Source organism: Aeromonas aquatica, from assembly GCF_000764655.1.
Lineage (GTDB): Bacteria > Pseudomonadota > Gammaproteobacteria > Enterobacterales > Aeromonadaceae > Aeromonas > Aeromonas aquatica.
Genome location: NZ_JRGL01000161.1, coordinates 36,622 through 59,814, shown reverse-complemented (window position 1 = coordinate 59,814; position 23,193 = coordinate 36,622). Strand labels below are relative to the sequence as shown.

The window sequence follows — 23,193 nt, the reverse complement described above, 5'->3', positions numbered from 1 at the left end:
TATGATGGAACTCCTTATTGGCACCCTGGTCACCCTGGCCGTGGGTCGCTACATCTTCAAGGGCTACTCGGCCACCGGGGTGCTGCTCAGCGGCGGCTTGCTGCTGCTGGCGATCACCGCCCTGATGGGCAAGGCCGTGTTGCCCGCCAGCGTCGCCTCCACCGGCCACGTGGCCACCGACGTGTTCGAGTACGTGCGCTTCCTGCTGGTCGACCGTGGCGGTGGTCTTGGCATGCTGATCATGGTGCTGTGCGGCTTCGCCGGCTACATGAGCCACATCGGCGCCAACACCATCTTGGTCAAGCTCGCCAGCAAGCCCCTCGGTATCATCAAGTCCCCCTACATCCTGCTGGTCGCCGCCTATCTGGTGGCCTGCGCCATGTCGCTGGCGGTGAGTTCCGCCACCGGTCTCGGCGTGCTCTTGATGGCGACCCTGTTCCCGCTGATGGTCAACATGGGGATCTCCCGCGGCGCGGCGGCGGCGGTGTGCGCCTCCCCTGCGGCCATCATACTGGCCCCCACCTCGGGAGACGTGGTGATGGCGGCGCAAGCGGCCAACATGGAGCTCATCGAGTTTGCCTTCAAGCTGACCCTGCCCATCTCGCTGGCAGCCATCGCCGCCATGGCGGTGACCCATTTCTTCTGGCAGCGCTATCTGGACCAGAAGTCCGGCGAGCACAACGCCCCGGTCGCCCCGAGCGATCTCATCACCGATGCGCCGGCGCTCTACGCCATACTGCCGTTCACCCCCATCATCGGCGTGCTGCTGTTTGACGGCAAAGTCGGGCCCAAGCTCGACATCGTCACCATCATCGTCATCTGCCTGGTGCTGGCCGCCCTGCTGGAGCTGGTGCGCAAGCGCAACGGTAAAGAGCTGCTGGATGGCCTGCAGGTGTGCTGGCGCAGCATGGCCGACGCCTTCGCCGGCGTGGTCATGCTGCTGGTGGGTGCCGGGGTCTTCGCCCAGGGGCTGATGGGGCTCGGCTTCATCGCCAATCTGCTGGATCTCGCCCAGAGCTTCGGCACCGGCGGCGTCGTCATCATGCTGGTGCTGGTGGTCATCACCACATTGGCGGCCTTCACCACGGGCTCGGGCAATGCGCCCTTCTATGCCTTCGTGGAGCTGATCCCCCATCTGGCCACCAGCCTCGGCGTCAACCCCGCCTACCTGGTCATCCCCATGCTGCAGGCCTCCAACCTGGGCCGCACTATTTCGCCGGTATCCGGGGTGGTGGTCGCCTGTGCGGGCATGGGCAACCTGTCGCCGTTCGAAGTGGTCAAGCGCACCTCGGTACCGGTCGCGGTCGGCCTGGTGGTGGTGATCCTCGCCACCCAGATCCTGGTGCCTGCCTGAGTCGCGCCTGATCTGCCACCCGCCCGGTCCCCGCCGGGCTGGTATCTCTCCCCGTGATTGGAGTAGACTCGGTCCTCTTTTGTCTCTAAGGAGGACCGAGATGAGTATTACGGTTCAACTTGCCCACTTCAGTGACTGCCACTCCCACTTCGATGGCGCGCCCATGCGCTTCCTCCCCACAGGCGAGTCCGAGTGGCGCACCCAGTGTGGCGGCTATGCCCGCATCCTTTCCCGGCTGACCGCCTTGCGCCAGCACGCCGCGGCCGCAGGTCAATGCTGCCTGCTGCTGCACGGCGGCGACACCTTCCAGGGCTCGCTCTATTTCAACCGCTTCAAGGGACGGGCCAACGCCGACTTGCTCGGCCTGCTGCGACCCGATGCCATGGTGATCGGCAATCACGAGTTCGATCTCGGCAACGGTCCCCTGGTGGAGTTTCTGCGCCAACTCGCGTTCCCGGTGCTGGCCGCCAACCTCGACAACAGCCAGGAGCCTGCCGACGCCCCGCTGCGACTGCGCGGCCTGCCCATGCTGCACGACGCCAGCCGCCCCTGGCACAAACGCCTCATCGACGGCGTGCCCTTCGCCCTGCTCGGCATCACCTTGCCGCAGATGGCGGCCATCGCGAGCCCGGATGCCCACACCCACTTTCACGGCATCGAGCAGACCCTCACCGCCGCCCTCAGTGAGATCAAGGCCGAGGGCATCCACCACATCATGCTGCTGAGCCATCTCGGGCTCGAGCAGGACAAACGCCTGGCCGCGCGCTTCCCCGAGCTCAGCCTCATCGTCGGCGGTCACACCCACAGTCAGCTGGGGGACTTGGCTCCGCTCGGGCTCGTCAGCGAGGGCAGCTACCCGCTGATGGTCGAGGGGGTCGCCATCCTGCATGCCGCCCACAGCGCGCTCTGCCTCGGGGTCTGCGAGCTGGAGTTTGACGACAATGGCCGGGTGCAACGCAGCGCCGGCCAACTCGAATGGCTGCCCTGGCAGCCCTGGCCCTTCGCCTCAGAGCCACCGGCCGGGCTGCACTTCTGCGAGCCCGCACCCGCGCTTGAGCAACATCTGGCCAAACGCTACCGGCCCGAACTCGAGACCATGACCCGGCGTATCGTGACCCGGCTCGCCGGGCCACTGCACCACCAGCGCCTGCCCGATGCGGCCCTGCCCGCCGGCAGCCAGGTGGCGCCCCTGGTGGCCCAGGCCATGCTGACCGGCGCCCGCGAGCAGGTCGGCCAGGTGGATTTCGCCCTGCATAACGCCGGGGGCGTGCGCTGCTCCCTGGAGCCAGGCCCCTTGAGCGAGGCGGACATCGCCGGCCGCCTGCTGCCCTTTGCCATCCCGCTCACCCTCTATCGGGTGCACGGCCATGAGCTCGCCGAGGCGCTGGAGGGGGCCATCGACAACGCCACCAACAACGGCGTGGTCGGCAATGGCAGCGGCAGCTTCCCCTACACCGCCGGGGTGCGCTTCTGCTATCAGGCGGACAAGCCCAAGGGACGCAGGATCACCCGTCTCGAATGGGAGGCGAGCCCGGGGCTGTGGCAAGCGGTCGAGCCGGATGCCATCTATCGGGGGGTCTCCAGCGCCTACACCGCCTCCGGCAAGGAAGGCTACACAGCCCTGGCCCGCACCCTGACCCAGCATAATCAGGAGCTTGGCATCACCCTGGCGGATGCCTTTATCCGCTGGGCCCGCTATCTGCCCGAACTCGCGCCTCTGCCGGCGCTGGTGGAATATCAGGGCTAGGCCCTTGCCCGTGGTGACTGGTATCAGCGAAGGCCCTTTCCCCTTGCGGGGGAAGGGCCTTATCCCACGAGACGACACCAGCCACAATGGCAGTCAAAAAGTCCACCATACTGCGATTCATTAGCAAAATGAGGAGCATATACATGCAATTGTCAGCATAAAGTTATATTAATTTAAGTGTATCGATATTTTTAACTATCAAAATGCATAGGAAATGAGCGCCTCGGCAACACTGGGCCCCGCTTTTCGTCTCCCCGTGAAGGACTGAAAACGATACTTTTATAAATTATTTCAAGCACATCCCCCCACCCCATTGCATAGAGCTGCTAGCCTCGGCAACGCTTAGACCCGCTTTTCGCCTCGCGCGCCACAGATGCTAAAACGACACTTTTACGAATTATTTCAAGCACCTTCCCTTCACCCATTGCATAGAACTGCTAGCCTCGGCAAGATAGGCCCGCTTTTCGTTTCTCCCGCAGCCACAGGTCATCCATGAATAACAGCATCCGTTTTACCCCACAACGCCACAATCCGGGGCTCAAACCACTGGTTGTCCTGCTCACCGCCCTGATGGCACTGCTGTTTTGCCTGCGCAACCCGCTGTTTCATGGCATGGCACCGGGCTTCGATGCCTCGCTGTTCGCGGTCATGGGCAAGATGTGGAGCGAGGGGGGCGTGCTCTATCGGGACATGATCGACATCAAGGGCCCGATGATCTTCGCCCTCGATGCGCTCGGCTATGGGATGGGTGGCTTCTTCGGGATCTGGCTGCTGGAGTGGGTACTGTGCTGGCTGGGGCTGCTCGCCAGCTGGCAAGCCTTTGCCCAGCTCGGCCTCTCCCTGCGGGCGCGGCTCGGCAGCATGCTGGCACTGCTGGCGCTCTATGGCACCCGCTATTACTACGGCAACATGACCGAGGACTGGACCTTCTATCTGGCCCTCATCGCCCAGTGGGCCTTCATCACCCTGCTGCTGGACAAGCGCTTCAGCTGGGGACCGGCACTGGTGGCGGCCGTCACCTTCGCCATCGTCGCCTGGATGCGCACCAACAACGGCGCCTTCTGGGGCGCCTGGTATCTGGTGCTGTTCTGCCACTGGTGCCTGCGCGAGCAGTGGCGCTGCGCCTTTGGCCTGCTCCTCTCCAGCCTGCTGGGGTTGGCGCTGGTCGGCGGCCCGCTGTTTGCCTACTTCCAGCACCATGGTCTGCTGGCCGAGTTCCAGTATTACGCCTTCGGCATCTTCTTCGAGGGCAGCTACGGTAACGGCTTCTCTCCCGAGGTGGGCGCCGTCGGCCTGCTGCGCACCGGCCTCATCATGCTGCTGCCCGCCTTCATCGTGCTGATGCTGACCAGGCGGCAGGAGTGGCACCTGCCCGTTCTGTGCGCCACCCTGCTCGGGGTGCTGTTTACCCTGGTCGCCAACTCGGTCTCCGGCCATGTGTTCGATCACTACGATGTGCTCTATCTGCAACTGGGCCTGCTGCCCCTCGCCTGCCTGCTGGATCGCAGCGAGCAGCAGACCGATGCCCTCGGCCTGCTCTGCATCTCGCTGGTGGTGCTGACGGCCAGCTGGCTGCTGGCCCAACAGCTCGGCTACGGCTGGAGCACCAAGGAGTGGTCGCTGGAACGGGTGCGTGAAGTGCTCGGCAACAGCCTGCTGTGGGCCCTGCCGGTGCTGATCCTGGTGCCCCTGTGGCGCGCCTGGGATGTGCGCAGTGCCACCCCCTGGCTCGCCTCGCTGGCCATGCTGGCCCTGCTGCTCAACAATGCCTGGGAGGGCACTCTCAAGGGCAGGCCGTTCAACCCGCCGGCCCAGGTGCGGGTCGACAGGATCAAGGCCGAGACCAGCCCGACCGACAAGATCTGGGTCGATGGCATCCAGCCGCAATACTACCTGTGGACCGATCGCCAGCCGGCGTCCGCCTACCTGTTCTTTGCCAACGTCAACCCGCCCTACGACGTGCGCGAGCGAGTGCTGGCCGATCTCAAACGCCAGAACCCCAAGTTCATCATCGCCAAGCCGGAGCGGATCGCGGCTGAGCTGAAAAAGCCGAGCTCCCCCTCCAGCCTCGCCTTCTATCAATACCTGACGGAGCGCTATGAGGAGGTTGATCCCGGCCTCTATCGCCGTCGCTGAACCGCGCATCCCGACTGACAAGCAAGAGAGGGCCGTCATTGGCAACGATGACGGCCTTTTTGTCGGTTATGAGAAGACGCCAGCGGTGTTCAAACGGCCACATCATGACTACAATGGCGCTCTTTTTTCGTGTGGAGGCTGAGAAATCATGGCGGAACTGACCTATCTGGGGGGCTATCCAGACCCGCTCAAGGCTCAGGTACAGCAGTTGATCGCGGCTGGCAAGCTCGGCGACATGCTGGCCAAACGCTACCCCGATACGCACCTCATCCAGAGTGACAAGGCGCTGCTGAGCTATACCATGGAGCTGAAGAACCGCTACCTCAAAAGCTCCTCCCCCCTTTCCAAGGTGATCTTCGATGGCAAGATCAACGTGATCAAGGATGCCCTCGGGCTGCACACCTATGTCAGCCGGGTGCAGGGCAACAAACTCAAGGCCAAGAACGAGATCCGCATCGCCGCCCTGTTCAAGGAGGCCCATCCCGCCTTCCTGAAAATGATCGTGGTGCACGAGCTGGCCCACCTCAAAGAGAAGGATCACAACAAGGCCTTCTACCAGCTCTGCCAGCATATGGAACCGGACTATCATCAACTGGAGTTCGATCTCAGGCTCTGGCTCACCTGGCGCGACCTTGAGCGCACCAGGGGCTGAGTCCCCGGTTGCAAGGAGGCAACATGAATCCATGGCGACACCCCGCGCGGCAAGCTGGTCATCTCGTCTGGATCTGCCGGATGCTGGGCCTGTGGCTGCTCTCCCTGCCCGCCTTCTCAGCCGAGCGCTGGCAGAACGATGACTACCTGATCCAGAGCTTCTTCGAGGTCGCCATGAAGCGGGAATACGGCCACGAGCAGCATGTGCGTTTCTCGCGCTGGCAGACCCCCATTCGCCTCAAACTCATCAACGAATTTGGCGACAAGCCATTACAGGCCGAGGTGGTCAGGATCCAGAGCCAGCACCTGGCCAGGATCACCGGCCAACCGATCCGGCTCGTCAACGACAACCCCAATCTCACCCTCATCATGACCCGGCACAAGCAGATGGCGCACTGGGCCAGCCGCACCATAGGCCAGGATGGCTCGGTCAAGATCGCCCTCAAGGAGGGGATCTGCCTGGCCAACTTTGCCACCAATGCCGCCTATGAAATCACCCGCGCCACCGTCATCATTCCGGTGGATTACAGCCGTGACAAGGGGCGCTTCCTGGACTGCGTGGTGGAGGAGCTCACCCAGATCATGGGCTTGCCCAACGACTCGGACAAGGTGTTTCCCTCCATCTTCAACGACCACAGCGTCGACCGTTTCCCGACCGGGCTCGATTACGTGCTGCTCAAGCTCGCCTATCACCCGGCTCTGCATGCGGGCATGAGCGCCGACGAGGTACGCACCGCCCTGCCCATCGCCATCAAGGCCCTGCGCAGCAACGGCGACATCGCCCAGGCCAACCAGCGGGTGCAACAAGACAGTCTCAAACAGTGGGCCGGGCTCTGAACGAGCCGGCGGCGTTGCCGAGCCATTCCTTCACCCACTGACACCGACCACGCCACCAACAAAAAACGCAGCCCCTGGCTGCGTTTTGTTTGATCCGGGTAGCACCGCACATCCTGTGCAGACACTGTCATCTACCACGACTATCCCGTTCAGGCGTCGGCGTTTTCCGCCTCGGGCATCCAGCTGTCGGAATTCTCCCACACCTCCTGCACCATGGCCTCCGCCCGCTCCCTGTCTTCCTTGCTGGCGCGGCTGACCGTCAGCGCCATGGCGCTGCCCGGCGCGACCCGCACATGCAAGTCGGGGAACGGCTCGCCCAATTGCTTGAGCAACTCCTGCCGCAGCGCCTCCATGGTTGAAGTGGGGATCTGATGTTTCTTGTCGATGATGATTTCCAGGCGCATAGGATAGCTCTCCATGATTTATAACTGTATTTTTATACAGTTATTGTCAAAAGTAAAGTGCCCGACCATCTCCCCGGTAATGACTCATGCAATGCCTCGACCCGAGGCGTATTTTCTGCCTCCCAAGAGCCAAATCTCCCCCAGGAATAGGCAGTTTGACCCCATTTCTCAGTACCGGAAAAAAAACCATAAAAATGCGAGCGTCCCTGAAATCTGCCGATCGCTTGGTGGCCAGATCGCACATCGCCGCGACAACTTGCCCGTGATCGGCAAGAGCAACCCAGCGCCAAGGCGTGCCAGTGCTGAGTCTCCGGCCTCCACAGCCTGAGTGGTTTTTCACCCCAAGACTCGCAGTCCTTCCCGATTGTGCAGACATCTGCCCTCAGACTTTCCACCGTGATTCGCCTGCAGGCTGACGCAAGCTGCCAGATGTCTCCGATTGTTCACTCCCGCGGGTACTCCCTCTCTGCAGGATTCAGACGATAATCCCGCAGGATGGTTTCATAGCAGCTGAATAGCGAGGCAGAGCACCCCAGAAGAGGCCCTCTTGTGGCAGTCTATAAGATTGAGGTTTTATGAAAAACCAGCATCATTCTCTTTGTTTAATTTATTACCCAGTGGAATATTTTTGATTAATCCATGGCACTTGCCTTGCCACGCGATAATCGATTTACTTGCCACCCGCCGCCACGGCGAGCGATATAAAACCAATAAATATTTTCCCCTGATTTCTCAGGATGATTATTCCGCAGACACAGATTGCTACAGTTTTTTTGACGGCAGCAGCACTTTCAGACAGGTATGACACACCAATGAAACAACAATTAGCACCCAAAGATATCGTCGCCTTGGGATTTATGACCTTTGCGCTCTTCGTCGGCGCAGGCAACATCATCTTCCCCCCCATGGTCGGTTTGCAGGCCGGTGAACAAGTCTGGACCGCCGCGCTGGGCTTCCTGCTGACGGCGGTCGGGCTACCCGTCTTGACCGTGATCGCGCTGGCGCGGGTCGGCGGCGGCATAGACGCCCTCAGCCTGCCCATCGGCAAGCGGGCCGGTGTGCTGCTGGCCACCGTCTGCTACCTGGCCGTCGGCCCGCTGTTTGCCACGCCACGCACCGCAACCGTCTCCTATGAAGTGGGTCTGGCCCCCTTCTTTGGCAGCGATGCGACCCCGTTGCTCATCTACAGCGTCGTCTACTTCTCCCTGGTGATCGGCATCTCCCTCTATCCGGGACGGCTGCTGGACACGGTCGGTCATGTGCTGGCACCGATGAAGATCCTGGCGTTGTCGGTGCTCGGCCTTGCCGCGCTGCTCTGGCCCGCAGGTGGCACCATCCCCGCCACCGAGGCCTATCAGCAACTCCCCCTCTCCAACGGTTTCGTCAACGGCTACCTGACCATGGATACCCTGGGGGCCATGGTGTTCGGCATCGTCATCGTCAACGCAGCCCGCTCGCGGGGCGTCGACAGCGCCAAATTGCTGACCCGCTATACCATACTGGCCGGTCTCATCGCCGGCGTGGGCCTGACCCTGGTCTATCTGGGCCTGTTCAAGCTGGGTGCCAGCAGTGGTGAGCTGGTGCCCAATGCCCAGAATGGCGCCGAGATCCTGCATGCCTATGTGCAGCACACTTTCGGGGGCATGGGCAGCGCCTTCCTGGCCCTGCTTATCTTCATCGCCTGCATGGTCACTGCGGTTGGCCTGACCTGTGCCTGCGCGGAGTTTTTCTCCCGCCACCTGCCGTTCTCGTATCGCACTCTGGTGTTTGTGCTCGGGGGCTTCTCCACCCTGGTCTCCAACCTGGGGCTGAGCCACCTGATCCAGCTCTCCATCCCGGTGCTGACGGCCATCTACCCCCCGTGCATCGTGCTGGTGCTGCTGAGCTTCACCCTGCGCTGGTGGAACAATGCCTCTCGCGTCGTTATCCCGACCATGCAGATCAGCCTGCTGTTTGGCATGATCGACGGCATCAAGGGCTCGGCACTGGCTGGCATGCTGCCCGAGTGGAGCCTACATCTACCGCTGGCGGAGCAGGGCCTCGCCTGGTTGCTGCCCTCCCTGCTGGGGCTGATGCTGGCCGCCATCTATGACCGACTGCTTGGTCGTGAGTCTGTGACGGCCTACCAGTAACCTCACCACTCGTTGTTACGGGGGAGCAGGCAAGCCCCCGTTACAACGCCCCCCCCCCGGATCACCTCTCGCACTGCGCTTGCAACCCTCCCCCATCCCAGCAACATTTCCCTGACCCAACGTTCGCCCCCTTGACACGAATCCTTGCGGGCAGCAACACCTCAGCTAGCCCTCTGAAATTAACCCCCTGATCCCAATCCAGGATGCCATTGGCGGCAGCCTCATCCTCTCGCCATGGACAACGGAGGCCACCTTCGGCCTCTTGTTGGCAGACGTTCGACGCCCAGGCCCTTTCCCATGCTTTGCGGTCGCACAGATGCCATAGAAGACCCCATTGAACACAAAAAGAAACGCCATTTCATTTTATGTAGACGAAGGTCTCATTTTTCATATGTCATCCTGCCACCATCATTGCAAATGAAACGCCAAAAACATTATATTTGAACCGTTGTTTTGAAAATCAAGATTCGCAGAATGAAATGTGCTCATACGAACCTCAAACCGGTAGCGTCCCTGCACTTCATCACCACTGTCGCGACTTGGTGTTCAACTACGACCTCAATGAGTCCAGCCTGGATTGGTAGCCATGCAGCGCGCTATCTGACTTGGACCACCATTAGCCGCCGTTTCATAGGATTGATCGAAAGGTATGAAGTTAAAATTTGCATGTGCCGCCATTGCCGCCTGCTCGGCGCTCACCAGCATGAATGCCAATGCATGGAGCCTCAATTATCGCCACGAGTTTCTGGAGAAGCAGGATCAACAGAGCGATCGCCTGGTAGTATCACATCGTTTCGATAATGGCTGGGGCTTTGGCGTAGAGTCCAAATTTACCAGCGGGGGTGAGGGAGAAGGGGCATTCGATGAACTCCACACCACGGGAACAGAATATGATTTGAGCTACCTTGCCAAGCCCAACGATAAATGGTGGTGGGAGGCTGGATTCAATACCGAGATCACGGATGACGTGCAAGATCTGCGTGTTCATTTCAAGCCAACTTATTGGATAAACGAGAACTTCTATACTGCCGCACGTTTCCGGGTGGGTCAGCGTAATTATGTTGACGAAATGAACAAGGAAAATGGTCACTATTTCCAGTTGAATTATTATCTCGGCTATAACGCGGAGAACTGGTCCATCGCCTACGACTTCGAATATAAGAAGCTCGACTACCCTGATTTCAATGGTGAAGACTATTCCTATCTGAATAACGTCACCATCCGCGTCCCTATTAACAAGAACTGGCGTCCGTTTACCGAGATTGGTTATGTCTCCTACAACGATCCGACCGATGACAGCCCCTACCCCAACGATTGGCAGTGGCGCTGGCGTGTCGGGGTTGAGTACATCTTCTAAGCAGGGTCGGCTCGTTCAGGAAGGATTGACGCTCGTCGCATGCAATCCGGCATAAAGAGTCATTAGGGCCAGATATTCATGGAATGGTGACCGCCGTCATCGCAAAAAATAAATTCCGCGAGGCAAGCACAAGCAGGCATTTAATGAATCCTGTTTATTCGAAGCCCCGCCTGGCGTTTATGGAATACGTGCAGTGGATCACAGGATGCCGGTTTATCCGATATTGACTTGGCCTCACCCCGTTATCGGCTGTTATTCGTCGTTATGCCTGGGTTCAGAAAAGATCCTGGGAGGCAGTATCTCAACTTGTTATTCACCTCACAGTTCGAGATGAGCCGCTGAACGAGTAGTAAAAGGATATGTCAAAGGGGCAATGAATATCATCCCACGAAGATGAGACTCACCGTCGCCTGACATAATCCTTGCCTGTTCAAGGTGACCGGTGATCCCCCGTTAATAGCGGAGGGATTACCGCGTCATCAATATAAATAGCACCTCATGGGTGTCAATAGCTTCAAGGAGTGTTGTATGAAGCTTGGAAGTTGGGTGCTCGAGCCAAATTCGGCACTCACGCGTTTTTGTGTCTCAGCTCCCCGTGAGGAGCGATTCGCCGAGTTCTTCACCGGAGAAACCATGGACATGACCATGGACTATCGGTTCCAGAACGGCGGGGGGCCGAAAGAGGATGCCTTCTGTCGGCAGATCTTCCGCCAGCAGATGGCCGAGCGGACAGTGGATCCGGCACAGATCCTGCCACTGACCCAGGTCAGCTTCACTGGCGAGGGGGATGTCGTCTCCTTCTCCTCCTTCAATCGCCTGCCGTTTCATGTACAGCGTTGGCTGGAGGTGGAGTTGCACGCCGATGAGGCAGGCACCTATCCATTCCGGCTGTCGACCTGTGGCGGCGCCCGCCTCTGGTGTGACGGCGTGGCCGTTGCCAGATTTACCCCCTTCACCCGCAACAAGATGCAGAGCCTCGATGTGGCGTTGCCGCTGCGGGCGGGAAAAAACAACCTGCGGATCCACCTGGAGGAGCTGTTCGAGCGCGATACCATCTTTGCCCTGCAGCTCGTCTACCAGGGTAAGGTGTCGCTGGGTGTCTCCCTGCCCGGCATAGCCGCTCCCGTGCTCGACGACCTGACCCGCTTGGCCGCCAGCATGCGCCCCGAGCTCGCGGCCTGGCACAATCAGGTGCGGATCCGCCTCGGTGACGCCTCCCCTGCCCGTACTGTCCGCCTGCATGGCGAGATCCATGGCATGGGCAACGACAACTTCAGGCCCCGCCGGGTCGACTTCGGTGAACTCGCGGCGAACAGCCAGGCGTTGACCCTGACCCTCCCCGCCGAGATTGGCCCCGCTCACTACCAGATAGTCCTGACCCTGAGCTGCGACGGTGTCAGCCTCAACCGCAGCTTCGGCGTCAACCTCATGGCCGAACCCTGCGCGGCCGGGACCGAGGCTAGCCTGCCAGCGCGCAAGCAGCAGGCCCTGCGTTATACCGCGCAACACGGTATGGATAGAACCGCCCGCCTGCTGGCCATGCTGCACTGCGGCGAGATCACGGCCGACGCGGAGCAACTGCTGCTCGATACCCTGAAACGGATCAGCGCCCGCGAGGATTGCTCCGACTTCTCCCTGGTGCCGCTGCTCTGGATCTGGTGCCAGCACGAGGGTGAGCACTTCCCGGCCACCCTGTGGCGGCGAGTGCGTTCTACCATACTCGGCTACCGCTACTGGCTGGATGAGCCGGGCAACGACGTGATGTGGTTCTGGAGCGAGAACCACACCCTCTGCTTCCACGCAGCCCAGTATCTGGCTGGCCAGATGTTCCCGAATGAGCTGTTCCTGGCCTCCGGCCGCAAGGGCGAGCAGCAACGTGCCCTGGCTGCCCAGCGCCTGGGTCTGTGGTTCGATGCCATCGAGGAGCACGGCTTCGTCGAGTGGAATTCGGCCCCCTACTACCCGGTCGACTACATAGGTCTGTTTGCCCTCTATCAGCTGGCGGACGATGCCTGGGTGCGCGAGCGCGCCAAAGGACTGATCGATCGGCTGATGCGGCTGAGTGCCCTGCACTACCAGGCCGGCATCGCCACCGGCACCATGGGCCGGGTCTACGAAAAAGAGCTGCTGGCGGGTGTGCTCACCGAGCTGTCGGCCTACGGCAACGTCGCCTGGAGCGGTGGCTGGTATAACCGCAAATGCGCCTCACTGCCGCTGTTCTGCGCCAGCGATTACCAACCGCCGGTCGAGGCCGATGGTTACGCAACCCTGCACCAAGGCTCGCTGTCGGCCCATTACCAGTGCGGCGGCGGCAAGATCGTCGTCTGGAAGGAGCCCGGCGTCAGCCTCTCCAGCTGCGTCGATCACCACAGCGGCCAGCGGGGCCACCAGCAGCATCTGGTGGATCTGCAGTTCGCCTCCTGCCATGACGCCAAGCTCTGGGTCAACCACCCGGGCGAGGCCGAACCCGGCGGCGAGAAACGCCCCTCCTACTGGTCCGGCAATGGCGTGTTGCCGCGGGTGATGCAGGTGGAAAACCGTGTCCTGCAGCTTTATCAACTGGCCGAGGACGAGCCCTTCCCCTGGACCCACCTCTACCTGCCGGCCGAGGCCTTCGATCGGGTGATCACCACCCCCCACAGCCGTGTAGTGCGGGCGGGGAATGCCTTCGCCGCCATCGGCTGCTCGGCACCGCTACAGGCGGTGACCGAGGGCATGACGGCGGGCTGCGAGGTTCGCGCCTACGCCCGTCAGGTGGCCTGGTATATCGAGATCGGCCACGGAGATGAGACAGCCTTCGCCGCCTTCTGTCAGCGCATGGCGACCCTCGAGGTACGTCTGATGGAGGGTGAGACCGCCATCGCCAGCACGGCGCAAGAGGAACTGATGCGCCTGAGCTGGCAGGGTGACTGCCTGGTCAATGGCGTCTCGCACGTCTTCCCCGCCGAGGCGGGATCTGACCCCATCGTGATCTACCGTGGAGAGGCACAATGAAACCACACGCACTGATCCCCACCCTGGAGCGGGTGGTCCATGGCTTCTGCCAGTTGAAAGGTATGGGGGAGCTGACCGCCAGCCAGGGTCTGTCCATCCAGTTCGAGCAGTGGGAATGGGAGGTCGGCGTCGGTCTCTACGGCTTCTGGCGCTATGCCGAGCACAAGGGCGACGCCGAGCTGCAAGCCTCCCTGCTGGCCTGGTACGAAGGGCAGATCACCAAGGGGTTGCCTGCCATGCAGATCAACACCACGGCGCCCATGATCACCCTGGCACTGCTGGCGGGCCACAGCGGCCGCGCCGATCTGCGTGAAGCAGTCAGTCACTGGGCCGACGATCTCCTCGCCAACCTGCCCAGAACCGAAGAAGGCGGCTTCCAGCACGTGGTCAAGGAGCAACCCAATACCGGCCAGCTCTGGGACGACACCCTCTTCATGACCTGTCTGTTCCTCGGTACCGCCGGGAGAGTGCTGGAGCGGCAAGACTTGATCGACGAAGCCGTCTATCAGTTTCTGCTGCACACCCGCTACCTGAGCGAGCCCAAAAGCGGCCTCTGGTATCACGGCTGGACTTACCTCGGTCGGCATCATTTCGCCGAGGCTTTCTGGGCCAGGGGTAACGCCTGGATCACCGTCGCCATCCCCGAGTTCATCGATCTGATGGGGGAACATCTGGATGCCGGTACGAGGCGCTTCCTCACCCAAGTCGTGGCGCGCCAGGTGCGCTCCCTGTGTGAGCTGCAGGCCGATAACGGCATGTGGCACACGGTGCTCGACGATCCCGACTCACCGCAAGAGTCCTCCGCCACGGCGGGGATCGCCTACGGCATGCTGCGCGGCGTCCGTCTGGGTCTGCTCGATGAGAGCGTGATTGAGCCAGCCCTGCGGGCGGCCCGGGCGGTATGGCAGCGCATCGATGAGGGCGGCATCGTCCTTGAAGCCTCCAAGGGAACCATGATTGGCCACGATCATCAGTACTACTGCGACATTGCCATGGCGCCCGTGCCCTATGCCCAGGCGTTGACGATGTTGCTGCTGCTCGAGCTGGAGCAGGGCCAGTGGTTGGCCTAACAGTTTTAGTGTTGTAATTACTCGGAGAAAAAAATCAATGTCCAAACGGAACTTTATGGGGGCCTTCCAGACTTTTGGCGGTGCCATGGCGGTCCCCATCGCCTTCCTGCCCTTCACCGGCTTGTTGCTCGCCTTCACCGGCTTGCTCACCATGCCCGATATCATGGGCGATCTGGCCCATCCCGACTCCAACTTCTTCAAGGTGATGACCGTCATCAAGTCCGGCGGTTGGACCATCTTCAAGAACTTCCCGCTGCTGTTCTGCATGGCATTGCCGGTGGGTCTGGCAAAATCGGCACAAGGGCGCGCCGCTCTGGTCGCCTTCTTTGCCTACATGGCATACAACTACTTCACCAACAGCATGCTCACCTTCTGGGGGCCCGAGTTTGGGGTCGATTTCAATCAGGAAGTCGGTGGCTCAAGCGGCCTGGCACTGGTGGGGGGAGTCAAGACGCTGGATACCAGCATCATCTTCTCCCTCATCATCGGTGGCGTGGTGACCTGGATCCACAATCGCTTCTTCGAGAAGAGATTGCCTGACTACCTCTCCATCTTCCAGGGCATGAGTCTGGTGTTCATCATCGCCTTCTGCACCATGCTGCCCATGGCGTATCTGACCTGCCTGATGTGGCCGAAGGTACAGGTCGGGATCAATGCCATGCAGGGCTTCTATGTCGAAGCCGATGCCTTCGGTATGTGGATGCTCGCCTTCGTGGAACGGATCCTGGTGCCGACCGGTCTGCACCGTTTCGTCTACTTCCCCTTCTTCTTCGGCCCGGCCGTGGTCGACGGTGGCCTCTACACCCACTGGATCGAGAACGTCTCCACCTATGCGGCCTCCACCGTGCCTCTGGTTGAACAGTTCCCGGCTGCCGGTTACTCCCTGTACGGCAACATCAGCGTGTTCTGCTCCCTGGGCGCCGGTTTGGCCATCTATGCCACCGCCAAGAAGAAGATGAAACGCAAGATCGCCGCCCTGGTGATCCCGGCCATCATCACCGCCATGGCCGTCGGTATCACCGAACCCATCGAGTTTACCTACCTCTTCGTGGCCCCCGTGCTCTACCTGGTCAACGCCCTCATCGGCGCGACCCTGTGCGTGGCGCTCTATCTGTCCGGTGTCGTCGGCTTCATGGGCGGTGGTCTGAACGACATCATCCTGTTCAACTGGGTCTTCTATGCGAAGAACCACGCGCACCTGATCTGGATCCACCTGGCCTTGGGCTTGGGCTTTGCCGCCCTCAACTTCTTCGTGTTCCGCTACCTCATCCTGAAGTTCAACTTCCTGACCCCGGGACGTGGCGATGATGAAGAGGAAGATGACGTACGCCTCTACTCCAAACAGGATTACCGCGACAAACAGGCTGGCAAGGGTGTGGCTGGCCAGGAACCGGATCGCCTCAGGGCCGCCGCCATCCTGCGCAGCGTAGGTGGCTGCACCAACATCGACACCATAGGCAACTGTCAGACCCGTCTGCGCCTGGTCGTGAAGGATCAGGCCCTGGTGCAGGATGACAAGGCCCTCAAGCAGGCTGGCGCCCTTGGGGTGATGCGCACGGGCAAGAACTTGCAGGTAGTGGTCGGCCTGTCAGCGCCTCTGGTTCGCGAGTATTTCGAGCAAGAGGTCAACAAGGAACGGGCCGCACTGTCGGCACAGGAAACCCCGTTGCCGGCAGCCTGATATTGACCTGACAAACCAAAGAATGGCCATGCCAATCCCTTGTCGGGGTGGCATGGCCGCTTGCGTCAGAAGGATACACAGATCTTTTGAACCCCGGTCCCGGTGGCTTGACCTCGTGGCAGGGGTGAACAATGACGTTCTATTCCAGGCAGTGAGAGGCCGCCGACAGTGCGGTTGCCATTCGCTTCTCCTGGCTCCCCAAGGAGTATTTATGCACACATTGAAGATAGGTGCCCGCGCTCATGACTTCAGGGGGCAAACCCCGGAAGAACTGGTGGTGCAAGCCCGTGAGGCGGGTATTGACGGCCTGCAACTGGCTATCCACAAGAGCTGGCCAGAGGCCTATCAGGCCCGCGATCTCGACACTCTGGCCGCCCATATCCAGCATCTCCAGCAGGCTGGCCTGCCCATCTTCCTGCTGGCCAGCTACTTCAATCCCGTTCATTCGAACGCCGCTTTTCTGGCTTGTGAGCTGGAGCGGGCTCGCTTCAACATTGACTTGGGAACGCGTTGTGGCATCAGGCTGATCGGCAGTGAAACCGGCTCTCTGAACGATGATGAGTGGACCTTCCACCCGGACAACCACAGCCTTGCCGCCTTCAACAAGGCGGAACAGACATTGGCGCAGCTCAAGCCCGATCTGGAGCAAGCGAGTCGCGACTTTCTGGTGGAAGCCGTGCGGGATCACGTCATCCACGATGCCGATAGCCTGGCGCGACTCAACCATCGGCTGGGAGATCGTTTCTCGGTCACCCTCGACCTTGCCAACCTGCTGGATGCCGACAATGCCGCCGACTGGCGCACCCTCCTCAAGGGCTTTTTGCACACCCACGGCGAGCGGATACAGTTGTTCCATTTCAAGAACTTCATCTTGCGAGGGCGTGACAAGGTATCGGTGGGCCTGGACAAGGGCCTGATCGATTATGCGGAGGTATTGGCCATGCTGGACAGCTTCAAACTGAGTCATATCCCGATCATCGTCGAGGAGCTGACGGGTGACGAGCTGCAGGAGAGTGTGGCCTATTTACGTGAGCTGAGTCGCTGAGTCGCAAATCAGCTCGAAAGCCTGAAAAAAGAAGCGGCGCCCGAGGCGCCGCTGATGGGGAAAGAGGAAACCTTCCCCGGCTCAGACCCGCTCATTGCGCCATTTCAGCAACATCACGGCACTGGCCAGCAGCAGGGTGATGCCATTGGCCATGATCAGGGGCGTGTCGCCCGACTTCAGACCATAGGTCAGCCACAGCGCCAATCCACTGATGAATACCAGGTACATCTTGGTGGAAATAGCCTTGGTTTCCCGCGTCTTGAGGATATCGAACACCTGCAGCGAGAAGGATCCCGTGGTCAGAAATGCCGCACAGAGCCCGAGAGAAGCGGTATCAAAGGCAAACAATACCAGGCTCAGCGTGGCCACGCCGGCCAGCAAGATCAGTCGATTGGAGGTAACACACGTCTTCATTTGTAAACCCGTTGTTGAGTGAGATTGGCAATAAACGTCCTGTGGCGCCTGAGCTCCCCGTCGGACAATAGCCACCAGGGACAAGCGACGGCGAACCACCCTGGGCACACCGTGATGCATATTTTAATCTCACAAAAACAAAAATACAAAACGCTGTTTTGATTTTTATTTTTCTTTGATAGGATTGTTTCCATTACAGACAACGCGCCTGCCAACACGTGCGGACGCTCATTGAGGTTAACCATGCAAATTCGTCAAAGCATTCACAGCGATCATGCCAAACAGCTGGACACTCAGGGCCTGCGCCGTGAATTCCTGGTGGAAGAGATCTTCTGTGCCGATCGGCTGACCATGACCTACAGCCACATCGACCGCATCGTGTTCGGTGGCATCATGCCGGTGCGCGGCACCCTCGGTTTTTCGGATGCGCTGGGCAAGACTTTCGGTGTCAGCTACTTCCTCGAGCGCCGCGAGCTCGGTCTCATCAACATCGGCGGCCCCGGTGTGGTGATGATCGATGGCACCCCCTTCGAGATCGGCAACGCCGAGGCGCTCTATGTGGGACAAGGTGCCCGTGAGCTGAGCTTCGCCAGCATCGATGCCTCGCAACCCGCCAAGTTCTACTACAACAGCGCCCCGGCCCACGTGAGCTTCCCGACCCGCAAGGTCACCCAGGCGCAGGCGTCTCCGAGCACCCTCGGCGATGCCGCCACCAGCAACCGCCGCACCATCTACAAGTACCTGGTGCCGGACGTGCTGCCGACCTGCCAGCTGGTGATGGGCATGACCCAACTGGAGGAAGGCAGCCTGTGGAACACCATGCCCTGCCACACCCACGAGCGTCGCATGGAGGTCTACTTCTACTTCAACATGAAAGACGATGCCGCCGTGTTCCACATGATGGGCAAGCCGGACGAGACCCGTCATCTGCTGGTTCACAACGAGCAAGCCGTCATCTCCCCGAGTTGGTCTATCCACGCCGGTGTCGGTACCCAGGCCTACACCTTCATCTGGGGCATGGTCGGTGAGAACCAGGTGTTCGGCGACATGGATCATGTGGCCGTCAAGGATCTGCGCTAATTCCCATTCTGTGCCGGGCAGTCTGCACTGCCCGTATTTTCCCCCATTTACATCTGCCACTTCGGGTGGCAGCAGAGGAAACAAGATGATTCTCAACGCATTCGACTTGAAGGGTAAGGTTGCCATCGTGACCGGTTGTGACACCGGCCTGGGCCAAGGCATGGCACTGGGTCTGGCCGAAGCCGGCTGTGACATCGTGGGCATCAACATCGTCGAGCCCACAGAGACCATCGCCAAAGTTGAAGCGCTCGGTCGCCAATTCCTGAGCCTCAAGGCCGATGTCAGCAAGGTGGATACCCTGCCCGCCCTGGTGGATCAGGCGGTCTCCCAGTTCGGTCGCGTCGATGTCCTGGTCAACAACGCTGGCATCATCCGCCGCGACGATGCCATCAACTTCAGTGAGAAAGACTGGGACGATGTGATGAACATCAACATCAAGAGTGTCTTCTTCATGTCCCAGGCGGTCGCCAAACAGTTCATCGCCCAGGGCCAGGGCGGCAAGATAGTCAACATCGCCTCCATGCTCTCCTATCAGGGCGGGATCCGGGTGCCCTCTTATACCGCCTCCAAGAGTGCCGTCATGGGGATCACCCGTCTGCTGGCCAACGAATGGGCCAGCCAGGGCATCAATGTCAACGCCATCGCCCCCGGTTACATGGCCACCAACAACACCACTGCCCTGCGCGCCGATGAAGATCGCAACGCCGCCATCCTGGAGCGGATCCCGGCCGGTCGCTGGGGCGTGCCGGATGACATGATGGGCCCAGTGGTGTTCCTGGCCTCCGCCGCTTCCGACTACATCAACGGCTACACCATCGCCGTCGACGGTGGTTGGCTGGCCCGCTAACAGCTCCTCCCATAAGAAAGGCGCCATCAGGCGCCTTTTATCATTTATCGTCACGGAAACCGCCTCATGCTGCTCGATGCCCCCTGGTTAGCCCAACTGCTTGGCCTGCTGGCCTGCGCCATCGGTGTCACCGCCTTCCTGCAACGCCAGGACGGGAAGCTGCGACTGCACCTGACCCTCAACGGCGTGCTAATGGCCCTGCATTTCATGCTGCTTGGCGCCACGGCCGCCGCCATCAACTGCCTGCTCTGTGCGGTGAGGACCTGGGTCTCCGGTTACTATCGCGGCCTGGGGGTGATGCTGTTTTTCCTGGGGATGGCCTGGCTGCTGGTCATGCCGCAGGTGGCGCACCCGATCCAGGTGCTGACCCTGATCGGGACCACCCTGAGCACCTATGCCCTGTTTCGGCTGGAAGGTCTTGCGCTGCGCCTGTGCATGCTGAGCAGCACCCTCTGCTGGCTGACGCACAACCTCTGGGCGGGGTCGATGGGGGGGATCTTGCTGGAAGGCAGTTTTTTGATCGTCAACGGCCGCACCATCTTGACCCTGCATCGGGCGCGAGGTGCAGCAGCGCGACAATTAAGCTAAATCAGCAATAAAAAAGCCGGTGGCATTGCCGTCATCAAACAGCGTGCTCACCGGCCTCAGGCCATATATTGTGCTGATAAATCAGCCGATATGACTATGAACTACCACAAAACCTGGAAGCCTCAGCGCGGGGTAAAAGGGTAGTCGTGAAAACCAAGCCCGGCCGAGATGCGAGCCGCGGCCTGATGCAACAAGCCCACCAGCTCACCCTTGTTCTCTTCACTGAAGCGCACCAGGGGCAGCGACAGGGAGAGCCCCGCGATGATGCGCCCCATCCGGCTGTAGATGGGCACGGCGAAGCAGCGCAGGCCCGGCTCCATCTCTTCATTGTCTTCGGCATAACCTTGCTCACGCACCTGCACCAGTTCAGCCAGCACTTCATCGACATTGCTCAGGGTGTGCTCGGTGAAGCGCTCGAACGTCACCTTGGCCAGCATGCTGCGCACTTCCTCTTCCGGCAACCAGGCCATCATCACCTTGCCAAGCCCGGTACTGTAGAGAGGGCGGCGACGACCAATGCGCGAATACATCCGCAGGTTGTACTCGGAGTCAATCTTGTGCAGATAGACGATGCTGTCTTCGTCGAGCGCCCCCAGATGCAGGGTCTCCTTGGTCAGCTTGCCCAGCTGGTACATCTCGACATCCGCTATCTGGATCAGATCCTGATGCTCCAGCGCCTTGCCACCGAGTTCGAACAACTTCAGACTCAGGGTGTATTTGTCGGTTTCCCCCTCCTGGTTGACGTAGCCCAGCGTCTTCATCGTCTGCAGGAAGCGATAGACGGTGCTCTTGGACATCATGATCCGCTGGGACAACTCGGTCACGCCGATCTCTTTCTGCTCGCCCAGCGCCTGCAGGATGCCGAAAACTTTCAGGACCGATGAAACGGAATCTGGCGAGGTATCTACCACTGACATAGGGTTCTCCTTATAAGCTCCATCGTTTTAGTGTATTTGAAACGCAAGCCCAATCATAGCCATGGGTGCGTTTCAGGGATGGGACAACACCATCGCCCTCGTCTATTGCAGATGGGGTCACAGACCAGGCTGACCGACTCCACTCCCCTTGCAACCGAGCGGCACGGCTGCCCATGCAGTGCCCCCTGGCATCAAGAACATACGGCCAGACCCATCAACGGGTCGCATCACATATTTATGAAATAATGTTTCATTTTATTTGATGATGATAAATCATTAAATATAATGACGGTGTCATCAACACGGGAGGGCATATGCCGACCAAGATTGCCATCATTGGCGAGTGCATGATCGAACTATCCGAGAGCAAGGCGGGCATAGTGCGTCATTTTGGAGGAGACACCCTCAACACCGCCATCTACCTGACGCGTACCAACCCCGAGCTGGCCGTCTCCTATGTCACTGCCCTCGGCACCGACACCATGAGCGACGCCATGCTGACCCAGTGGCAGCAGGAAGGGGTACACATCGAGCTGGTACAGCGTCTCGAGCACAAACTGCCCGGCCTCTATCTCATCGAAACCGACGAGCAGGGGGAGCGTACCTTCCACTATTGGCGCAACGATGCGGCGGCCCGCTACTGGTTGCAGGGAGAGGACGCCGGGTCTATCTGCCAGCAGTTGCAGCGCTTTGACTGGCTCTACTTGAGCGGCATCAGCCTCGCCATCCTCCCCCCCGCCGATCGGGCCAACCTGCTGCAGCAACTGGCCTTGTGTCGGGTCAAGGGGGTGAAGATCGCCTTTGACAACAACTTCCGACCAGGGCTGTGGGAAAGCAAAGAGGCTGCACAACAGATCTATAGCGCCATGCTGGCCCTGACCGACATCGCCTTCCTGACCCTGGACGACGAATTTGCCTTGTGGGGAGACACTCAGGTTGAACAGACGCTGACACGTACCCGAGCACTCGGCGTCGGTGAAATCGTCCTCAAGCGCGGGGCCGAGCCCTGCCTCATCGTACAGAGCGATAAGCGTGACGAAATACCGGCCGTGCAACTGGCGAAGGATCAGGTGATCGACACCACGGCAGCCGGCGACTCCTTCAGTGCCGGGTACCTCGCCAAGCGACTGGCCAAGGCCTCGACAAGCGAGGCGGCCCGCTATGCCCACCTGCTGGCCAGCACCGTCATTCAGCATCGCGGGGCCATCATTCCTCACCTGGCGATGCCAGCAACTACCCCTACCCTGTGAGACATTCCATGTCAGCATTGCTTGAAAAACTGTCGACCCTGAAGATCATCCCCGTCATCGCCATCAAGAACGCCGATGACGCCGTGGCCCTGGGCCGTGCCCTGATGGACAACGGCATGCCGAGCGCGGAGATCACCTTCCGTACCCCTGCCGCCGCCGATGCCATTCGTCAGATGCGCGCCGCCTTCCCCGAGATGATCATCGGGGCCGGCACAGTGCTCACCACGGCCCAGGTGGATCAAGCCATCGACGCCGGTGTGGACTTCATCGTGAGCCCCGGCCTCAACCCGCGCATCGTCCAGTATTGCCAGGCGCGCGGTGTGCTGATGATCCCCGGGGTCAACAACCCCAGCCTGGTCGAGCAGGCGATGGAGCTGGGCCTTCGCACCCTCAAATTCTTCCCGGCCGAGCCCTCCGGCGGCCTGCCCATGCTCAAGGCCATGAGCGCCGTCTACCCGGTCCGCTTCATGCCGACCGGCGGCGTCAGCCCGAGCAATGTGAAGGACTATCTCGCCCAAGGCTCGGTGTTCGCCTGTGGCGGCACCTGGATGGTGCCGGGCGATCTCATCGATCGGCAGGAGTGGGACAAGATAGGCGCCCTGGTGCGCGAGGCCATGGCCGCCCTCTGATAATGCAACGGGCCCGATCCTGGTCGGGCCCGTCATCATCACCTCGTGATCTCTTTTACC

Annotated in this window: 19 protein-coding genes; 16 read left to right on the top strand and 3 right to left on the bottom strand. The window is 60.4% G+C overall.

Going from position 1 to position 23,193, the window contains the following annotated elements; all coding sequences use genetic code 11:
- Position 1 precedes the first annotated feature (1 nt).
- The 5 genes from dcuC (at position 2) to LG30_RS0120150 (ending at position 6,725) form a co-directional block, all read left to right on the top strand.
- Positions 2–1,354 carry an anaerobic C4-dicarboxylate transporter DcuC gene (dcuC, locus tag LG30_RS0120170; RefSeq protein WP_033132482.1) on the top strand — a complete coding sequence of 451 codons (1,353 nt, stop codon included), beginning with the start codon at positions 2–4 and terminating at the stop codon, positions 1,352–1,354.
- A gap of 100 nt (positions 1,355–1,454) precedes the next feature.
- Complete coding sequence (locus tag LG30_RS0120165; protein WP_033132481.1) at positions 1,455–3,101, top strand: bifunctional metallophosphatase/5'-nucleotidase; 1,647 nt, start codon at positions 1,455–1,457, stop codon at positions 3,099–3,101.
- 492 nt (positions 3,102–3,593) lie between these two features.
- Positions 3,594–5,237: a hypothetical protein gene (locus tag LG30_RS0120160; protein ID WP_033132480.1), complete on the top strand. Its 1,644-nt coding sequence runs from the start codon at positions 3,594–3,596 to the stop codon at positions 5,235–5,237.
- A 148-nt stretch (positions 5,238–5,385) separates the two neighbouring features.
- A complete protein-coding gene (locus LG30_RS0120155; protein ID WP_033132479.1) occupies positions 5,386–5,889 on the top strand; it encodes a M48 metallopeptidase family protein in 504 nt (167 codons plus the stop codon).
- Between the two features lie 80 nt (positions 5,890–5,969).
- Complete coding sequence (locus LG30_RS0120150; protein WP_161785844.1) at positions 5,970–6,725, top strand: DUF2927 domain-containing protein; 756 nt, start codon at positions 5,970–5,972, stop codon at positions 6,723–6,725.
- A gap of 149 nt (positions 6,726–6,874) precedes the next feature.
- On the opposite strand, the gene LG30_RS0120145 is transcribed toward LG30_RS0120150, so the two are convergent.
- On the bottom strand, positions 6,875–7,129 hold the full coding sequence (locus tag LG30_RS0120145; RefSeq protein ID WP_033132477.1) for a DinI family protein: 255 nt from the start codon (positions 7,127–7,129) through the stop codon (positions 6,875–6,877).
- Between the two features lie 812 nt (positions 7,130–7,941).
- Between LG30_RS0120145 and brnQ the strand changes: the two genes are divergently transcribed.
- From brnQ to LG30_RS0120110, 6 genes are all read left to right on the top strand, one after another.
- Positions 7,942–9,261: a branched-chain amino acid transport system II carrier protein gene (gene brnQ, locus LG30_RS0120140; RefSeq protein WP_033132476.1), complete on the top strand. Its 1,320-nt coding sequence runs from the start codon at positions 7,942–7,944 to the stop codon at positions 9,259–9,261.
- Between the two features lie 649 nt (positions 9,262–9,910).
- Positions 9,911–10,618, top strand: coding sequence for an oligogalacturonate-specific porin KdgM family protein (locus tag LG30_RS0120130; RefSeq protein WP_033132474.1), 708 nt, complete (start codon positions 9,911–9,913; stop codon positions 10,616–10,618).
- 633 nt (positions 10,619–11,251) lie between these two features.
- Complete coding sequence (locus LG30_RS0120125) at positions 11,252–13,612, top strand: PA14 domain-containing protein (RefSeq protein ID WP_202963170.1); 2,361 nt, start codon at positions 11,252–11,254, stop codon at positions 13,610–13,612.
- Positions 13,609–14,682 (top strand): beta-galactosidase BglB, encoded by a 1,074-nt coding sequence (gene bglB / locus LG30_RS0120120; RefSeq protein WP_033132472.1) that lies wholly within the window; start codon positions 13,609–13,611, stop codon positions 14,680–14,682. The genes LG30_RS0120125 and bglB overlap by 4 nt, the downstream gene beginning before the upstream one ends.
- Positions 14,683–14,719: 37 nt before the next feature.
- Positions 14,720–16,363 (top strand): alpha-glucoside-specific PTS transporter subunit IIBC, encoded by a 1,644-nt coding sequence (locus tag LG30_RS0120115; protein ID WP_033132471.1) that lies wholly within the window; start codon positions 14,720–14,722, stop codon positions 16,361–16,363.
- A 211-nt stretch (positions 16,364–16,574) separates the two neighbouring features.
- Positions 16,575–17,408 (top strand): sugar phosphate isomerase/epimerase family protein, encoded by an 834-nt coding sequence (locus LG30_RS0120110; RefSeq protein WP_033132470.1) that lies wholly within the window; start codon positions 16,575–16,577, stop codon positions 17,406–17,408.
- A gap of 81 nt (positions 17,409–17,489) precedes the next feature.
- On the opposite strand, the gene LG30_RS0120105 is transcribed toward LG30_RS0120110, so the two are convergent.
- Positions 17,490–17,822 (bottom strand): SemiSWEET transporter, encoded by a 333-nt coding sequence (locus tag LG30_RS0120105; protein WP_081966263.1) that lies wholly within the window; start codon positions 17,820–17,822, stop codon positions 17,490–17,492.
- A gap of 243 nt (positions 17,823–18,065) precedes the next feature.
- On the opposite strand from LG30_RS0120105, the gene kduI reads away from it, so the two are divergent.
- The 3 genes from kduI (at position 18,066) to LG30_RS0120090 (ending at position 20,337) form a co-directional block, all read left to right on the top strand.
- Positions 18,066–18,902, top strand: coding sequence for a 5-dehydro-4-deoxy-D-glucuronate isomerase (gene kduI / locus LG30_RS0120100; protein ID WP_033132469.1), 837 nt, complete (start codon positions 18,066–18,068; stop codon positions 18,900–18,902).
- An 85-nt stretch (positions 18,903–18,987) separates the two neighbouring features.
- Complete coding sequence (gene kduD, locus LG30_RS0120095; protein WP_033132468.1) at positions 18,988–19,749, top strand: 2-dehydro-3-deoxy-D-gluconate 5-dehydrogenase KduD; 762 nt, start codon at positions 18,988–18,990, stop codon at positions 19,747–19,749.
- 66 nt (positions 19,750–19,815) lie between these two features.
- Complete coding sequence (locus LG30_RS0120090; RefSeq protein WP_033132467.1) at positions 19,816–20,337, top strand: YgjV family protein; 522 nt, start codon at positions 19,816–19,818, stop codon at positions 20,335–20,337.
- 122 nt (positions 20,338–20,459) lie between these two features.
- Here LG30_RS0120090 and kdgR read toward each other — a convergent pair whose 3' ends face one another.
- Positions 20,460–21,254, bottom strand: coding sequence for a DNA-binding transcriptional regulator KdgR (kdgR, locus tag LG30_RS0120085; protein ID WP_033132466.1), 795 nt, complete (start codon positions 21,252–21,254; stop codon positions 20,460–20,462).
- 314 nt (positions 21,255–21,568) lie between these two features.
- Here kdgR and kdgK point away from each other — a divergent pair, with 314 nt between their 5' ends.
- Both kdgK and LG30_RS0120075 read left to right on the top strand, forming a co-directional pair.
- Positions 21,569–22,504 (top strand): 2-dehydro-3-deoxygluconokinase, encoded by a 936-nt coding sequence (gene kdgK, locus LG30_RS0120080; protein WP_033132465.1) that lies wholly within the window; start codon positions 21,569–21,571, stop codon positions 22,502–22,504.
- Positions 22,505–22,512: 8 nt separating this feature from the next.
- Complete coding sequence (locus LG30_RS0120075; RefSeq protein ID WP_033132464.1) at positions 22,513–23,133, top strand: bifunctional 4-hydroxy-2-oxoglutarate aldolase/2-dehydro-3-deoxy-phosphogluconate aldolase; 621 nt, start codon at positions 22,513–22,515, stop codon at positions 23,131–23,133.
- The last annotated feature ends 60 nt before the right edge of the window (positions 23,134–23,193 follow it).

Coding starts and splice junctions, on each gene's coding strand:
- dcuC (WP_033132482.1), top strand. CDS start 2: ATGATGGAACTCCTTATTGGCACCCTGGTCACCCTGGCCGTGGGTCGC.
- LG30_RS0120165 (WP_033132481.1), top strand. CDS start 1,455: ATGAGTATTACGGTTCAACTTGCCCACTTCAGTGACTGCCACTCCCAC.
- LG30_RS0120160 (WP_033132480.1), top strand. CDS start 3,594: ATGAATAACAGCATCCGTTTTACCCCACAACGCCACAATCCGGGGCTC.
- LG30_RS0120155 (WP_033132479.1), top strand. CDS start 5,386: ATGGCGGAACTGACCTATCTGGGGGGCTATCCAGACCCGCTCAAGGCT.
- LG30_RS0120150 (WP_161785844.1), top strand. CDS start 5,970: ATGCTGGGCCTGTGGCTGCTCTCCCTGCCCGCCTTCTCAGCCGAGCGC.
- LG30_RS0120145 (WP_033132477.1), bottom strand. CDS start 7,129: ATGCGCCTGGAAATCATCATCGACAAGAAACATCAGATCCCCACTTCA.
- brnQ (WP_033132476.1), top strand. CDS start 7,942: ATGAAACAACAATTAGCACCCAAAGATATCGTCGCCTTGGGATTTATG.
- LG30_RS0120130 (WP_033132474.1), top strand. CDS start 9,911: ATGAAGTTAAAATTTGCATGTGCCGCCATTGCCGCCTGCTCGGCGCTC.
- LG30_RS0120125 (WP_202963170.1), top strand. CDS start 11,252: ATGGACATGACCATGGACTATCGGTTCCAGAACGGCGGGGGGCCGAAA.
- bglB (WP_033132472.1), top strand. CDS start 13,609: ATGAAACCACACGCACTGATCCCCACCCTGGAGCGGGTGGTCCATGGC.
- LG30_RS0120115 (WP_033132471.1), top strand. CDS start 14,720: ATGTCCAAACGGAACTTTATGGGGGCCTTCCAGACTTTTGGCGGTGCC.
- LG30_RS0120110 (WP_033132470.1), top strand. CDS start 16,575: ATGCACACATTGAAGATAGGTGCCCGCGCTCATGACTTCAGGGGGCAA.
- LG30_RS0120105 (WP_081966263.1), bottom strand. CDS start 17,822: ATGAAGACGTGTGTTACCTCCAATCGACTGATCTTGCTGGCCGGCGTG.
- kduI (WP_033132469.1), top strand. CDS start 18,066: ATGCAAATTCGTCAAAGCATTCACAGCGATCATGCCAAACAGCTGGAC.
- kduD (WP_033132468.1), top strand. CDS start 18,988: ATGATTCTCAACGCATTCGACTTGAAGGGTAAGGTTGCCATCGTGACC.
- LG30_RS0120090 (WP_033132467.1), top strand. CDS start 19,816: ATGCTGCTCGATGCCCCCTGGTTAGCCCAACTGCTTGGCCTGCTGGCC.
- kdgR (WP_033132466.1), bottom strand. CDS start 21,254: ATGTCAGTGGTAGATACCTCGCCAGATTCCGTTTCATCGGTCCTGAAA.
- kdgK (WP_033132465.1), top strand. CDS start 21,569: ATGCCGACCAAGATTGCCATCATTGGCGAGTGCATGATCGAACTATCC.
- LG30_RS0120075 (WP_033132464.1), top strand. CDS start 22,513: ATGTCAGCATTGCTTGAAAAACTGTCGACCCTGAAGATCATCCCCGTC.